At 63.4% G+C, this 14,357-nt stretch carries 12 protein-coding genes and 1 pseudogene; 6 read left to right on the top strand and 7 right to left on the bottom strand.

The window, feature by feature from the left end:
* The first annotated feature begins 410 nt into the window (after positions 1-410).
* The 4 genes from AAGA68_16885 (at position 411) to AAGA68_16870 (ending at position 5,965) form a co-directional block, all read left to right on the top strand.
* Complete coding sequence (locus tag AAGA68_16885; GenBank protein MEM9386737.1) at positions 411-2,465, top strand: hypothetical protein; 2,055 nt, start codon at positions 411-413, stop codon at positions 2,463-2,465.
* Positions 2,466-2,547: 82 nt separating this feature from the next.
* Positions 2,548-3,690, top strand: coding sequence for a caspase family protein (locus AAGA68_16880; protein MEM9386736.1), 1,143 nt, complete (start codon positions 2,548-2,550; stop codon positions 3,688-3,690).
* On the top strand, positions 3,687-4,745 hold the full coding sequence (locus tag AAGA68_16875) for a hypothetical protein (GenBank protein MEM9386735.1): 1,059 nt from the start codon (positions 3,687-3,689) through the stop codon (positions 4,743-4,745). Before AAGA68_16880 ends, AAGA68_16875 begins: the two co-directional genes overlap by 4 nt.
* Entirely contained in the window at positions 4,742-5,965 is a 1,224-nt protein-coding gene (locus AAGA68_16870) for a hypothetical protein (GenBank protein ID MEM9386734.1), read from the top strand. The genes AAGA68_16875 and AAGA68_16870 overlap by 4 nt, the downstream gene beginning before the upstream one ends.
* A 167-nt stretch (positions 5,966-6,132) precedes the next feature.
* On the opposite strand, the gene AAGA68_16865 is transcribed toward AAGA68_16870, so the two are convergent.
* Together AAGA68_16865 and AAGA68_16860 are read right to left on the bottom strand one after the other, a co-directional pair.
* Positions 6,133-6,447, bottom strand: a complete 315-nt coding sequence (locus AAGA68_16865) for a hypothetical protein (protein MEM9386733.1) — start codon at positions 6,445-6,447, stop codon at positions 6,133-6,135.
* On the bottom strand, positions 6,440-7,243 hold the full coding sequence (locus AAGA68_16860) for a hypothetical protein (protein ID MEM9386732.1): 804 nt from the start codon (positions 7,241-7,243) through the stop codon (positions 6,440-6,442). The genes AAGA68_16865 and AAGA68_16860 overlap by 8 nt, the downstream gene beginning before the upstream one ends.
* Before the next feature lie 423 nt (positions 7,244-7,666).
* Between AAGA68_16860 and AAGA68_16855 the strand changes: the two are divergent.
* Both AAGA68_16855 and AAGA68_16850 read left to right on the top strand, forming a co-directional pair.
* Positions 7,667-9,094: pseudogene (locus AAGA68_16855) on the top strand (aldehyde dehydrogenase family protein).
* Positions 9,095-9,397, top strand: a complete 303-nt coding sequence (locus AAGA68_16850; GenBank protein ID MEM9386731.1) for an Rdx family protein — start codon at positions 9,095-9,097, stop codon at positions 9,395-9,397.
* 311 nt (positions 9,398-9,708) lie between these two features.
* On the opposite strand, the gene AAGA68_16845 is transcribed toward AAGA68_16850, so the two are convergent.
* From AAGA68_16845 to cyoB, 5 genes are all read right to left on the bottom strand, one after another.
* Positions 9,709-10,305, bottom strand: coding sequence for a Slp family lipoprotein (locus AAGA68_16845; GenBank protein MEM9386730.1), 597 nt, complete (start codon positions 10,303-10,305; stop codon positions 9,709-9,711).
* A 191-nt stretch (positions 10,306-10,496) separates the two neighbouring features.
* Positions 10,497-11,216, bottom strand: coding sequence for an SURF1 family protein (locus AAGA68_16840; GenBank protein ID MEM9386729.1), 720 nt, complete (start codon positions 11,214-11,216; stop codon positions 10,497-10,499).
* Positions 11,213-11,569 carry a cytochrome o ubiquinol oxidase subunit IV gene (gene cyoD, locus AAGA68_16835; GenBank protein MEM9386728.1) on the bottom strand — a complete coding sequence of 119 codons (357 nt, stop codon included), beginning with the start codon at positions 11,567-11,569 and terminating at the stop codon, positions 11,213-11,215. The genes AAGA68_16840 and cyoD overlap by 4 nt, the downstream gene beginning before the upstream one ends.
* Positions 11,566-12,234 carry a cytochrome o ubiquinol oxidase subunit III gene (gene cyoC / locus AAGA68_16830; GenBank protein MEM9386727.1) on the bottom strand — a complete coding sequence of 223 codons (669 nt, stop codon included), beginning with the start codon at positions 12,232-12,234 and terminating at the stop codon, positions 11,566-11,568. Before cyoC ends, cyoD begins: the two co-directional genes overlap by 4 nt.
* A complete protein-coding gene (gene cyoB / locus AAGA68_16825; protein ID MEM9386726.1) occupies positions 12,231-14,354 on the bottom strand; it encodes a cytochrome o ubiquinol oxidase subunit I in 2,124 nt (707 codons plus the stop codon). Before cyoB ends, cyoC begins: the two co-directional genes overlap by 4 nt.
* Between the last annotated feature and the right edge of the window lie 3 nt (positions 14,355-14,357).

Genomic DNA, 14,357 nt, shown 5'->3' with positions numbered 1-14,357 from the left:
TTCGATCAACCCAAGCTTGCGGTCGCAAGCCTTCAGCAGAATCGCACCGCCGTCCGAGCTGCTGTTCGGGTGGTCAAATCGCGCCGTGAGGGGCTTGCCAAAGCCTGTGTTGAACAGTGCACCCTGCGCTGTGGTAACGTCGTCCATTGGAAGGCCTTCTTTGTGTCCGAAAGTGCTGTGTCGTAACACCTTTCCAACACATCGAGGGCCTTCTTCTCTTTTGGCTCATGAATAATCCAGGCTAGGGAGCTGGTGCTCGTCAGCGTGCTGCTGACCCCCTTCCTGGCGCCGATGCTCGCTGGCGCTCAGGCGCCCCGCTCATCGGGGCCAAGGACGGGACCATCGCAATCGGCGTACCCAGCTCCGGTAGGTTCCACCTCGAGCTGCATCACCGGGGGGCGGGAGAGCGAGTGTTCGATCTAGACCTGGACAACACCCTCTCCACGAACGACAGAGTGGCTGCCGTACATTTCCTCTCGCCGGACGCGACCGCGGCTGCGCCCCAAACCACCATCCAGGTGCGCTTCGGCAACGGCGTGCATAGGCAGGTGATCGAACTGGAAGTGCGGGACCTGCAGCCCGGTGTGACCTATACACGCGGACTGACCGTCTCCTCAGCAGCGCTCGACCCGGTGACCTGGACACTTTCCCTGCGCCAACCGTCGCCCAGGGCCGATCTCGAGGTGGACGGACCGACGATCACCTTGGACCTGACGCTGGGGGAGGCATCGGAACACAGCGTCGCCCTGTTCGAGAAGACCGGAGACACGGCGGCGGAGGGCATTATCGTGCGGCGGGCTGACGATGCGCTTGGCACCGGCACGATCGATCTGCAGCGTCATGTTGCTTTCTCCCTGGACGGCAAGGAAGTACCGGGAATGACTGCCTGGCCCGAACCCGAAGCAGAGTTGGCCGAGTTGCGGCAGATTCCCGTTGATGGGAAGCGCGCCCTTGGCATTCAGTTGAGCGATTTGCCGCGCGGTGAGCACCGGGTTCGACTGCAGCTCGACGCCACCAACGCGGCACCCGACTCGGCCCCGACGATCGATCTGAAAGTCACTGTTCGCCACCCGCTCCTGGCGGCAGTCTCCATTCTGCTCGTGGGTATCATGACGTCGCTGCTGATCACGCAAGGCTTCGTCAACTGGCGCAACCGCAACGCGCTGCGTGATCGCGTGCACAAACTGCAGCGGGACTGGCTGCACGAGCTGCGCCACCTCACCGCCGTTATTTGGTTGAAAGCTCATCGCAAGCGCACGGAGCTGGTGGTAGACAAGTTTGCCTTGTTGCCTGCGCCGCAGTACCTAGCAAGCTTGCTGGATTCGGCCGCCCGGCTGCTGGGGTTACTGAAGCGCTATCGCGAACTCCAGCATCAGATCGAAAGAGCAGCCGTTGTCTACATCGAAAAGTATCGCCTGCGTCAAGACTTGGACTTAGTGTTGCGCGAGACAGGACCTGATAACCTTGATAGCGAGGCAGCTGCCACGATCGGGGCGCGTTTCGATCAGCTGGCACAATACTTGGTTGATCCCGCCAGACCGCGCTACCTGCGACTGGTCGATGAGAGCCGACGCCGAGCGTTGAACAGCTTCGTGGCCAGCGCCTTGCAGGCCACGGAGACGCAGCAGGAGCATCTACAGCAGCTGTTTGATGAGTATGTTAGTAAAGAGCTGCCCGCGGATGCCAATGGAGAGGCTCTGGTGCGTGTCGACGAGGTGAGCTCCAGCCTCCGGGTCCTTTGGCGCCAGAGGAACGATGACGCAGTGAGGGGCGATCTGCTGCAGCTCATCGCCCGCGCCTCGGCTTCTGAAATCGACGTGGATAAGGTGTTCGACGTGTCGAACGCGCGCCAGTTCGAGAAACTAAGCGCCGCCTTTGAGGCGCGCGAAGTTCGCATCGAGGCAAGCGGGGGCGCCCCCCGGGGGCAGGAGGTGGAGCACTTGCGGCCGACGCGTTTCGAGCTGATACCGGCCGACCCAACGCTGCAAGAGGATTTCTTCTTCTGCAACAAGGTAAGTGCGGAGTGGCGCTTCACGCTGCACAGCGCTCGGGGCGCCGGGGCGGGCGGGCGCGATGAAAAGCTGAAATGGACGGAACGCGCCGAAGGCAACACGGTGGTCCAGTTTTCGCCAAAGCGCGGAACGCTGGAGATCGAAGTGGTGTTCCGGTACGGCGATCAGCAGTCTGAGCCGATCTCGACAAAGGTAAAGGTTGCAGCGTCAAAGAGTGCGGGGTTGCGGGCGCGTCTTCTAGAGACGCAGGAGACCGTCATCACGCTAGTGGCAGTGGTGGTTGCCCTTGCCAGCGGCCTTTCGCTGTACTATTGGGCTAACCCGTCCTTCGGCTCCGTACAGGATTACCTTGCGCTATTCACCTGGGCAGTGGGTGTGGATCAAGGTAAGAACGTCGCGCAAGCGGCGCAGAGCCTACGCCAGCAAGCGGGAGCGGCGGAGCCCTGGCGCTAGAGGCCCGTGCCGCTAGCGAGCGTGGCTCTAAATCGCTACGGGGTGAGTTGATCGATTAACATCTCCCTTTCAAGGAGGGGCTATGGTCGCGATCGTCAGTAATCCTCACGCCGTGGAACCCGTGTATGCGTTCGTCGTGGGGGTCAGTCGCTACCGCCACCTCGACGACGGCGATGCCCCTAGCAACATCGGTCAAGACTCGCGATTGGCGCAACTCTCCAGCGCCGCCCGATCAGCAAGTGAGTTCGCCGCCTGGGTACTGGCTAACGTGCCCGAGGAGCGCCTTGCTGGTCTCTTTTTGAACGTATCGCCAGCCGACGGCGAGACGCTGAATCCTGCGGTTAGCGCTGCCCTCGGTAGTACGCCAACGGCCACTCGGGACGTGGTAGAGACCGATTGGGACGAGTTCTACCATGCCTGCGCCGCTAGGCGTGATGCCACCGTCTATGTCTATGCTGCCGGCCACGGTGTGCAGATCGCCAAGGAAGGGGCCATTCTGCTGCTCGAGGACTTTGGCGTGCCTCGCAAGCCTGCGCTGTGGGCAGCACTGGATCTGGTCGAAATGAACAAAACACTTAGGAGTAGCAAGTCGGCCGCGCTGCAGTACTGGTTCGTCGATTGCTGTCGTGAGCGCACCGAGGCAGCTGACTACTCGGCCGCGCAGCTCCGCCAGGCGTTCGTGGGGTACGACGTGCTCGAGGGCGAGTGCACGGCCGCGCCAGTCTTCTTTGCGACGCTGCCACGGGAGCAGGCCTGGGCCCGGCCAGGAGGCGTGAGCTTGTTCAACGAGGCGCTGATCAAGGGCCTCGACCGAGACGCGGCAACCCGGCCGCAAGTGCAGGGAGGCGACTGGTGCGTCACCACGGGCAGTCTCGCGAAAACACTGAACGACTATGTCGGCAAGGCCTCGGGCAACCTGCGGCAACACGTATACGTCGCCGGTCACGTAGGAACCACCAACGAGGTGATCCGGACCTTCTCAGAGCCGCCGCCGGCGCGGCTGACGATCTCCCTCAATCCCACGCAGGCCCATTCCACCGCCACCGCCGACATCCATCAAGACGACAAGCAGGTGGTGAGCAATGCGGATGACTGGCCGGTGGCGCGTGATCTGCCCGCGGGCCTTTACATCGTGCAGGTGAAAGCTGCACCAGACTACGCCGACACCACCCGTTCCGTTGCGTTAGACCCGCCCGCATGCGAGCGCGAGGTGACGTTGTCATGATGACCGGCAAGCTGCGCACACGGCTGGACATGCCTTCCTATGAGCTGCGTGATCACCTGCCCATCGAGATCCGAAACAGCCGCCTCGCGCTCGTTACGCGAGTGAGGCACGGCGAGGAAGCAGATCTTGCGCCGGGTTGGTATGAGGTTAGCGCCGTGCTGGATGACGGCAGCAGGCACTCCGAGTCCGTGCAAGTGATCGCGGGAGAGCGCTTGGAGGTTTTCTTGACGGTACAGCTTGCGGGGCTGATGCCAGCCAGCTCGACAGCGCGAATGCCTCCAGGGCGTCCAAAAACTCGTGGGTCGGGAAAATCTGGCCGACGCGGTGTGCGACCGTTCGAATCCGGCGAGCAGCGCGTGATCCTAGAACGCGTGGACGGAGCGGAACTCGATGAGTGCAGCAACGAGCGCTGGATATTCCTGCGTACCACTCGTCGCCTCGAGAGCGTGCCCACGGCGTACCTGCGGATAGACGACCAGCCGATCAGTGTGTCGCTACCGATCAACCCTCATGGCTACGATGACCAGGGGGCATGCGTGATGACCTTCACGGAGTACGGCAACAGTATCTACTGCAGCGCTGGCTTCCACCCGGGGCGGATCGTTTCCGCGGCGATTCAGCGGATGCTGGACAAAGGGGAGTTTGGCCACGCGACGCTGGCAGCAGAGCAGACTGCCGAGACGATGCTGCTGGAGAAGTACAGCGACCCCGTCGGCGCAGCGCTTGGGGCGATCATCATGTATCGGGCGGGCCATCTGGCGCGTCGCAGCGAGTGGCTTGCTAATCTGCAGCATAGCTTCGACTGGATGCCGGACGGTAAAATCCTGCGGGCGGCGGTGCTAGGTCGCAGCGATGAGGAACGCGCGGAGCTGCTCATTCGGGCCAGTGACCAGCGTCCGATGTTTACGGAGAGTCTCTCGATCCTGTTCGATGCGCTGCGGGCATGGAGATCCGAGCGCCATGACGTCGAGATCTCCTCAGCGTTGGAGAAGGTGGCGTCACTCGCCAGGCGCGTCGAGTGGGCTAGCACCACGCTCACGGTACGCGAGCTGTGAGTTTGCAGCTCACGATGCTGGCGGCAGGCGAGGGGGATGCCTTACACCTGCAGTGGGGACCCGCATCCGATCGCCGACAGCTGATTGTCGACATGGGCGTGCATGCGACTGGGCGCGCCTGGCGAGACCGCTTGGTGCGGCTGCCCGTCGCACAGCGACGCTTTGAACTGCTGGTGATCACCCATGTTGATACGGACCACATTTACGGCGTGCTGAGCGCCCTCGTCGACGCAGAGCCGATCGAAGGCTTCGAGTTCGCCGACATCTGGTTCAACGGCTGGACCCATTTGCTTGGGGGCCGCATCGAGCCGTTTCAGCCGCCTCCTACGGACGCGGAGGCAGCGCTTGTTGCGGACGCCCGAACTCACATGTTCGGCAGCGACCTGGAGGCCTACGGCGGCGGACAAGGGGAACAGTTCAGCATTTGGCTGCGTCGCCAGCCTTGGAATCTGGCGTTTGGGGGCCAGGCGGTCGTGCGACCCAACAATGGCGTTGGTCCGAGGATCCAGCTGGATCATGGTCTGGAAATCACCGTGCTGGGGCCGACCAGTACGCAGCTGGAAGCTCTGCAAGGAGACTGGCGCACGGCCGTCGCCGAGGCGCTGCGCAAAGGCGCCCTAGCGCGCGATGAGGTTCACGAAGACCTGGTGCCAACGGACCTCGAGCCCATGGGCAGACGGAAGCCGCGCAAGCCGCGGCTGAGTTCCCGCTCCGACCTGAAGAGACTCGCCAACCGTACTTTCAGAAGCGATGACCGGGCAGCTAACGGCAGCAGTATAGCGCTGCTCGTGGATTACGCAGGCGAAAGCCTGTTGCTCACCGGTGATGCTCACCCCGAGGGTCTAGTCGATGCGCTAGGATTTCTGTTTGCTGACGAACCGCCGAACATCACGGCGTGCAAGCTGCCGCATCACGGCAGTCAAAAGAACGTGTCGCGGGCGCTGGTAGAGGCCATTCGCTGCAATCATTGGCTGATCTCTACTAATGGCATCAAGCACTACCATCCAGACGCGGCGGCCATTGCCAGAGTCCTCAGATACGCCCGACCTCCAACGGGGAGTGAAAGAAGCCCAGTGCTGTTGTTCAATGAGCCCAGTGTCTACAACCGCTGGTGGAGCGACGAGCAATGGATTGAGCGGTTTGGCTATCGCGCGTTCTATGGCGAGAAAGGAGTTGGTCTGTCGTTGGAGGTGAGTGCCGGTGAAGTACGCATGGTTTAGCGTGGTGCTTCGGGTAGCAAAATCCGTCAAAAATTGACGTGAAAGATAGCCTGTCGTTTCGTTTCGTAAAGAGGGCGCAGTGAAGGCCCGGCGAGGGTCCGGTAGTGAGCCCTCGTCCGGCTACTGGCCCGAATAGTCGGGCAGGCGCTTTTTCCTCCAGGCGGGGGTTATTCCTGCGCGAAGATGTTCATGCGCTTCGGCTCACTCAGCCGCACCGTCAGCATGAACCGCTCACCATCAAGGGCGTCAATGCTGCCGGTGGCTTCGCCGTAGGACATGCCAATCCAGACGCTGTCGAAGAGCTTGTAGTCGGTGGACAGTAGCCACCGCTCGCCAGAACTGGAGAATCGGTCGTTGGCGGTGGCGCTGAAGTTCGTCTCTCCATACCCGTATCGGCCTGCGAGCCTGAGCTTCGGTCGGTGATGTTCAAACCCCGCCCAGACGGACCAGTTGTTCGCTGCGGCTTGGCTCGGATCATCCACCCCGGTGGCGCCCGTCGAGACGATCTCGTCGAAGCCGAAGCGGGCGGAAGTGCCGATGATCGTATAGTTTTGCAGTTGGAGATCGCACGCACTTTGGCCACACGCCCCGATGGGCTGAGGTCCAGAGGGCTGTGCCGCCGCCATCGAATCGATCGAAGTCGCCAGGCTCACCCCGCCACAAGGCCGCTGCCCCAACATCGAGATTCGCCGCCACGCGCAGGCGTGCCTGCGTTTCCTGTCGACAAGCAATCACCTTGTTCGCGATGCGGGGACCCACAGGGATCTTCTCGTAGAGCGCGCCGTCTCGATCGCTTAGCTCGCTGTTCAACGCGATGGCGAGTACCGCAAAGCGCCTCTTGGCGTCTTGGTAGTCCGGCGGTGCGCTGCTGTTCGCCGGCGAGAGGGAAAAGCTCTCGCTCGTCATCGCTTTGACCGCATCGGACAGCTCGTCCTGTGTGCCCAGGTCCTTGGCCGTCTTGATGACGTCGTCCCACGAGGATTCGAGATCATCGGCCACCTGCTCAAACGGTATCGACACCTCCAGCAGCTCGAGCTTGTTGCCCTCGACACGTCCACGCTGCAGTGGGTTGAGCAGCTCCACTACCCGAGCTCGGGCCTGGGCAAGCAATTGGTCTTTCTCCGTTTCTTGGCTATCCAGGTATGCTCGTGTGTCCGCAGGCAGCGCACCGTAGCAGCCATCAGGTCCCAGATCGGCGTCGAATGCCATGAGCGGGTCGCTCGGGTCGAGAAGGGAGGTGGTCACGCCAAAGGCAAGGACGCCACCTTCCGATTCCACTGGGTCTGCTGAGCGTGCCCTTCCCGCTGCGATTTCTGTTCGCACGCGAGCGCGAAGCGTGGGATTGGTGGTGCGGGCGATCGAGTCGTGGTTGATCGTTCGCAGCGGTCACACGCGAGGGCAATGACGAGGGCGGGGGCGAAGCGGCAGTATCGGGACACTAAGAAACTCCTCGGCACGGATGACATCGCGCAGTGTGCGGGCTCTGCCAGCGTTTCGCTACGTGACTCCTGCCACCCAAAGCCGATGGCAGCCACCCTTGCATACGCCTGACCATCGCACCCCGTTGTATCCTGACGCCGGCGGCGCCAGCGAGCCGCCCGCCAATCGACCGTAGGCTGACACGAGCGCATCATGCTCGCCGCAACACAGGGTCGGATACCTACCTCATCACACGGGCCACTGCGCCCCATCGAGACACAGATGATCGACAACACGACGTTCTACATCGACGGCGCCTGGACCGCCCCACAGGGCACGGCGACGCTCGATGTGATCAACCCTGCCACGGAGCAGCCGATCGGCCGCATCGCCCTCGGCACCCCGAGCGATGTCGATCGCGCCGTGAGTGCCGCGCGTGTTGCCTTCGAGACCTACGCGTTCAGCACCCGCGAGGCGCGCCTGGCGCTGCTCGATCGGGTGATCGAGGTCTACCAATCGCGACTCGAGGAGATGGCGCAGAGGATATCGGCCGAGATGGGCGCTCCCTTGAGCCTTGCGCGCAAGAGCCAGGCACCCGCGGGGCTGGGACATCTCAAGGTGGCGCGCCAGGTGCTGGCGGATTTTGCCTTCGCCGAGGATCGCGGCCGCACCCAGTTGGTGAAATAACCGGTGGGGGTGTGCGGACTGATCACCCCGTGGAATTGGCCGGTGAACCAGATCAGTTGCAAGGTGGGGCCAGCCCTTGCCGCGGGCTGCACGATGGTGCTGAAGCCCTCGGAGATCGCCCCCTTGAGCGCGTTGCTCTACGCCGAGATCCTGCACGAGGCCGAGGTGCCCGCAGGGGTGTTCAACCTCGTCAATGGCGACGGCCCCACCGTTGGCACCGCTATGGCGAGTCATCCGGGAATCGACATGGTGTCCTTTACCGGCTCCACCCGGGCCGGCACTGACGTGGCGCGCCGCGCCGCCGACACGGTGAAGCGGGTGACGCAGGAACTCGGCGGCAAGTCCGCCAACATCGTGCTCGACGATGCGGACCTCGAGCGCGTGGTGCGTGGTGGGGTCGCGCATATGATGAACAACTCCGGTCAGTCGTGTAATGCACCCTCACGCATGCTCGTGCCGCGCTCGCGCTATGACGACGCCGTCGCCATCGCCAGGGCCGCTGCCGAGCGTGTGAAGGCCGGCGACCCACAAGCGGACGACACGACCATCGGCCCGGTGGTGAGCGAGACCCAGTGGGCGCGGGTTCAGGGGCTCATCCAGAAGGGCATCGACGAGGGCGCGACGCTGGTAAGCGGCGGGCCGGGCAAACCCGCGGGGCTGGACACGGGCTACTACGTGCAGCCGACGGTGTTCAGCGACGTGCACAACGACATGATTGTCGCCCGCGAAGAGATCTTCGGGCCGGTCTTGTGCATCCTGCCTTACGACACGGAGGAGGATGCCATCCGTATTGCCAACGACACGCCCTACGGCCTGTCCGCCTACGTCTCCTCCGCCGACCGCGCACGGGCCCTGGGCGTAGCCGCTCGCCTGCGCAGCGGCAACGTGCACGTGAACGGTGCACCCCTCGACCCGACCAGCTGCTTCGGCGGCTTCAAGCAATCGGGCAACGGCCGCGAATGGGGCGAGGCAGGACTCGAGGAATTCCTCGAGAAGAAGGCCATCTTCGGCGCCAACGGGTGAGTGAGGCCGCCGAGAGCCGTAAGGCCCACCGTGGTGCGCATTCGCTACTGCACGCGCTGCCGCTGGCTCCTGCGCGCGTCCTGGATGGCCCAGGAGCTGCTGACCACCTTCGAGGGGGAGATCGGCGAACTCACGCTGGTGCCGGGCGATGGCGGCATCTTTGAAGTGAGTGCTGCGGGGCAGGTGCTTTGGTCGCGGGCGGCGCGGGGGCGCTTTCCCGAGATCACCGAACTGAAGCGTTTGGTGCGCGATGCGATCGCGCCGGGTAAGTCGCTGGGGCACGTGGATCGCTCGACGCTGTAGCTAGTGGCCTGTCCCACCAGTTTCGAAAGTGCTGAGCGAGCCCTTCGTCGACGATCTGCGCGTTGCACTTCCTCGCAATGGCTCAGGCCATTACTCGTCAGCGCGCCTTCATCTCGCCGACGAATGACTCGCTCATCACTCCCGAAACTGCTGGGACAGGCCACTAGTCGGGTTGTGGGAGTGACCTGCTGCTGTGCTTCTTGGGAGGTGCCTTGGGCAGGAAGTGGGCGCGTCATGCCGTGCCGCGGCGCTGCCGGCATGGTGCCGGCAGCTGGCAGGTGAGGTGAGGTGAGGTGACCGTCGGCGTCGCCCTAGTAGAACAAACGCCCTCGGAAACCGTAGGGGTAGAAGCCGCCGCGGAACCCCGCTCGGCCGAAGCGACGGAAGCCGAGTCCACCGTAGTAGGGGTATGCGTTAAAGCCATTCGCGTAGGCGAAACGGCGCTGACCGGTCGCCACCGCGGTAGGCTCGCTGCGCCAAGAGCGCCACTCAGCGCTGGAGACCACGGGCAGCGTCACCACCTCGCCTTCCACCTTGACCGTTTCGGCGCGCGTGACTTCCCCGTTGGCCGTGAAACGTCGACCAACGGCGATGCGCCCGGGCCGTTCGACGTCGCTCAGCTCGACCACGAACGCTTTGCCGGTGGCACGCGTGGTGGGTTTACCGTTGCGCTTCAACACACGCTCTTCGACCAGCAGCAAGGCGGCATCACCCTGCCAGCGAACCCGCGATACGACGCCGCCCCAGCGGACCTGCGAGCCGACCGCACCGACGTCACCCGTGTAGGCGTCGTCGAAGCTCATAGTAGTTGTCGCTTGCGCATCGATCTCGGTGGCCATCGCCTGCGCAGCGATCGGATTCGCAAGGCCTGCGAGCAGGGCAGCACTCGCCACTATGGCGTACTTCATCTTCAACTCCTTCCGTTTCGTGTCAGGGTATTGGAGGAGTGATCTGGAGACGCGTTCGGCGCAATTCCTCACGTTTTCGTCACGAGTGTCAGAATTCTTGCGCTTACCCGCCCAAGGCTTCAGCGGCATCGGATTCGCCGAAGATCAGGCGGGCGGTGGGATGCAGGGCAGCCCAATGACCCTGCTCGTGTCTACGCCGAAGGGCGGCGAGCGAATCTCAGGTAGATCACCGCGCCCAGCAAAAGCGCAGCCATCGCGTACCAGGTGAGCGCATAGGCGAGGTGGGAGTTGCGGAACTTAATCACCGTGAGCCCGCCGCGTGGGAAGCCGTCCGGGCCATCAGTGTGGTCCGCGTCGATGAAGTAGGAGACGGTCGAGCGAATACCGGCATCGCGGCTCAAGGCGTCGACGTCACGGGAGTACCACCGACCGCTCACGGGGTCGTTCTTCTCGAGCAAGGTGCCGTCGGGCTCCGTGGGTCGCAATAGGCCTTCTAGGCGAACGGCCTGTGTGGGCGTTGTGACCTCCCCCGGCTCGATACCGGTGGGCACGAAGCCCCGATTCACCCATACGTGGCCCTGCGCCGTTTCCAGCGGGGTCATGAGCCAGAAACCTGCGCCCAGCGCGGTGAGGGCCTTGACCCGCCGTGAGTGGGCGTGTTGGAAGCGACCCTCGAGAAACACGCGCAGGTAGGCCGAGGCCTCGAGGTCGAGGTCAGTTGCGATGGGAGCGGGGACGGCCTCGCCGAAGGCGCGGGCGTCGACTGCAGCGACGAGGTCGTGCTTCCAGCTCAGGCGTTGCACTTGCCAGTTGCCGAGCGCCACGAGCGTGAGGAACACGACGGCGCAGCAGCAGATTACGATTACCTGGACCCACCGGGGGCGATGGCCCCCGGCGGACGGCGACGTCACGGCAGTTCGCGCACGCGCTCGACCTGCTCGTGGCCGGGCATCATGTTCTCGCGCAGGTGGAACATCACCTCGGCGGAACCGGCGAGGATGATCACCAGCATGACGATGGTGAAGAGCAGGGACATGAACTGCCAGCCCTGCTCGGCCTTCAGGGAGACGTGCAGGAAGTAGTGAATGTGCACCAGCATCTGGGCGGCGCCAAAGAGGAAGATGACGCTGATCACCAGCGCCTTGCTGTCGATGGCCTCCGACAGCACCAGACCGAAGGGCACTGCGGTGAGCAACACAGACCAGGCAAACCCAGTCAGGTAGGACTTGTAGCCCGTCTGGGCGTCGTGCGTAGCTTCGCTCACAGCATCACCCCCGTGAGGTAGACGAAGGAGAAGACACCGATCCAGATCAGGTCGAGGAAGTGCCAAAAGGCACTCAGGCACATCACGCGTCGCTCGTTGGCAGGGGTGAAGCCGTGCTGGCGTACCTGCGCGAGGAGCACCACGAGCCAGATGCAGCCGGCCAGCACATGTAGACCGTGGGTACCGACCAGGAAGAAGAACGATGACAGGAAGGCGCTCGCCTGGGGGCCGGCGCCAATGTGGATCAGGTGGGAGAACTCACGTACTTCCAGCCACAGGAAGGTGGCGCCGAGCACGCCCGTGACCACCAGCCACATCATCGCCTGACTCGACTCTTTCGCGCGCATGGCGATGACGGAGAAGCCGTAGGTGATCGATGAGAGCAGCAGCACGAAGGTGGCCACGGCGATCATCTCGATCTCGAACAGATCCGCTGGCGCCGGGCCGGCCGCGTAGCTGCGCCCCAGCACGGCGTACACCGCGAAGAGGATGCCGAAGAGCAGGCTGTCGCTCATTAGGTACAGCCAGAAGCCGAGCATGGTGCCGCCGTCCGCGTGTTCGTGCGCAGCGTCGTGATGTTCGGCCTCGACGACGTCGAACTCGTAGGCGCCCTTGGGAGGCGCGAGCGGGTTGGCGGTGCCAGCCGTGTCCGAAGGGGAAGTCATAGCTCTACCGCCTCCGTCAGCCCGCTGGGCCGTCGGCCTGATGCAGGATCGTTGGTCGTCGCCGTCGAGAAGGGCGCTTGCTCCCCCGGTAACGGCGCCGAGGCGAGCAGCTGGGTCCGCGCCGCTTCGATGGCGGCTACCTCATCTGGCTGGACGTAGTACTCGCGGCGGTAGTTGAAGGTGTGGCCGATACCGTAGGCGATCGATGCGAGGAAGCTCGCGATCGTGAGCCACCAGATGTGCCAGACGAGGGCGAAGCCCATCACGGTCAGGAGGGCCGAGATGATCACACCGGAGGCCGTGTTGTGAGGCATGTGGATCGGCGTGTAGCCTTCCGTGCGGCGCTCGTAGCCGTTCGCCTTCATGTGATGCCAGGCATCTAGCTCGTAGACCCGCGGCGAGAAGGCGAAGTTGTAGAAGGGCGGTGGTGAGGCTGTGGCCCACTCGAGCGTGCGCCCACCCCAGGGATCGCCCGTGTGGTCGCGCAGCTCGACGCGCTTGCGGATCGACACGACGAGTTGAACGATGAAGGCGGCGATACCGATGGCCACGCACAGGGCGCCGATCGCGGCGGTCAGGAAGTAGCCCGCGTAGATCGTGTCCTCGAACTGGCTTAGGCGACGGGTGACGCCCATAAGGCCGAGCAGATACAGCGGCATGAAGGCCAGGTAGAAGCCGACCACCCAGCCCCAGAAACTCACCTTGCCCCAGAAGGGATCGAGCTTGAAGCCGAAGGCCTTGGGGAACCAGTAGGTGATGCCCGCGAAGACGCCGAACACCACGCCGCCAATGATGACGTTGTGGAAGTGGGCGACCAGGAACAGGCTGTTGTGCAGCACGTAATCCGCGGGTGGCACCGCCAGCAGCACGCCGGTCATGCCGCCGATCACGAAGGTGAGCATGAAGGCCACGGTCCACATCATCGGCACTTCGAACTTGATCCGGCCCTTGTACATGGTGAAGAGCCAGTTGAAGAGCTTCGCCCCCGTGGGGATCGAGATGATCATCGTGGTGATGCCGAAGAAGGAGTTCACGTCGGCGCCGGCGCCCATGGTGAAGAAGTGGTGCAGCCACACGATGTAGGACAGGATCATGATCACGCAGGTGGCGTACACCATGGAGGTGTAACCGAACAGGCGCTTGCGCGTGAAGGTGGGCACGATCTCCGAGTAGATGCCGAAGATCGGAATCGTGAGGATGTACACCTCCGGGTGGCCCCAGATCCAGATGAGGTTGACGTACATCATCGGATTGCCGCCAAGCTCGTTGGTGAAGAAATGGGTGCCGAGGTAGCGATCCGCCGTGAGCAGCGCGAGGGTGGCCGTGAGCACGGGGAAGGTGGCCACGATGAGCACGTTGGTGCACAGGGTGGTCCAGCAGAAGACGGGCATCTTCATCCAGGTCATGCCCGGCGCGCGCATCTTCACCAGCGTGGTGATCAGGTTGATCCCGGATAGGGTGGTCCCTATTCCCGCGATGTTGAGGGACCACAGGTAGTAGTCGACGCCCACCCCCGGACTGAAATCAAGCCCCGACAAGGGCGGGTAGGCCAGCCAACCGGTGGTGGCGAACTCGCCGACGAAGAGCGACAGCATCATCAGCACGGCGCCGGACACGGTGAGCCAGAAGCTGAAGTTGTTGAGGAACGGGAAGGCGACGTCGCGGGCGCCGATCTGCAGCGGCATCACGTAATTCATGAAGCCCGTGACGAAGGGCATGGCGACGAAGAAGATCATGATCACGCCGTGGGCGGTGAAGATCTGATCGTAGTGGTGTGCATCGAGGTAACCCGCGTGGCCCATGGCCGCCATCGCCTGGTGCGAGCGCATGAGCAGGGCGTCGGCGAAGCCGCGGACCAGCATCACCAGGGCGAGCACCATGTACATGATGCCGATCTTCTTGTGGTCCACGGATGTGAACCACTCCTTCCACAGGTAACCCCACAGGCGGTAGTAGGTGATCAGGCCTACGATGACCGCGCCTGCGACCATCGCCCCGATGAAGGTGACGAAGACGACGGGCTCCCCGAAGGGAAAGATGTGCCAGGTGAGCTTGCCGAAGATCGGATCGGCGACCGGCGCTCCGGCCGTACCGTGTGGTGCGAGTGCGGAGGAAGCCATTGA

This window comes from Pseudomonadota bacterium, assembly GCA_039193195.1.
GTDB lineage: Bacteria > Pseudomonadota > Gammaproteobacteria > Steroidobacterales > JBCBZW01 > JBCBZW01.
The sequence above is the reverse complement of the archived record's forward strand: the minus strand, read 5'-3'. Positions and strand labels throughout refer to the sequence as shown.

Coding starts and splice junctions, on each gene's coding strand:
- AAGA68_16880 (MEM9386736.1), top strand. CDS start 2,548: ATGGTCGCGATCGTCAGTAATCCTCACGCCGTGGAACCCGTGTATGCG.
- AAGA68_16875 (MEM9386735.1), top strand. CDS start 3,687: ATGATGACCGGCAAGCTGCGCACACGGCTGGACATGCCTTCCTATGAG.
- AAGA68_16845 (MEM9386730.1), bottom strand. CDS start 10,305: ATGAAGTACGCCATAGTGGCGAGTGCTGCCCTGCTCGCAGGCCTTGCG.
- cyoC (MEM9386727.1), bottom strand. CDS start 12,234: ATGACTTCCCCTTCGGACACGGCTGGCACCGCCAACCCGCTCGCGCCT.
- cyoB (MEM9386726.1), bottom strand. CDS start 14,354: ATGGCTTCCTCCGCACTCGCACCACACGGTACGGCCGGAGCGCCGGTC.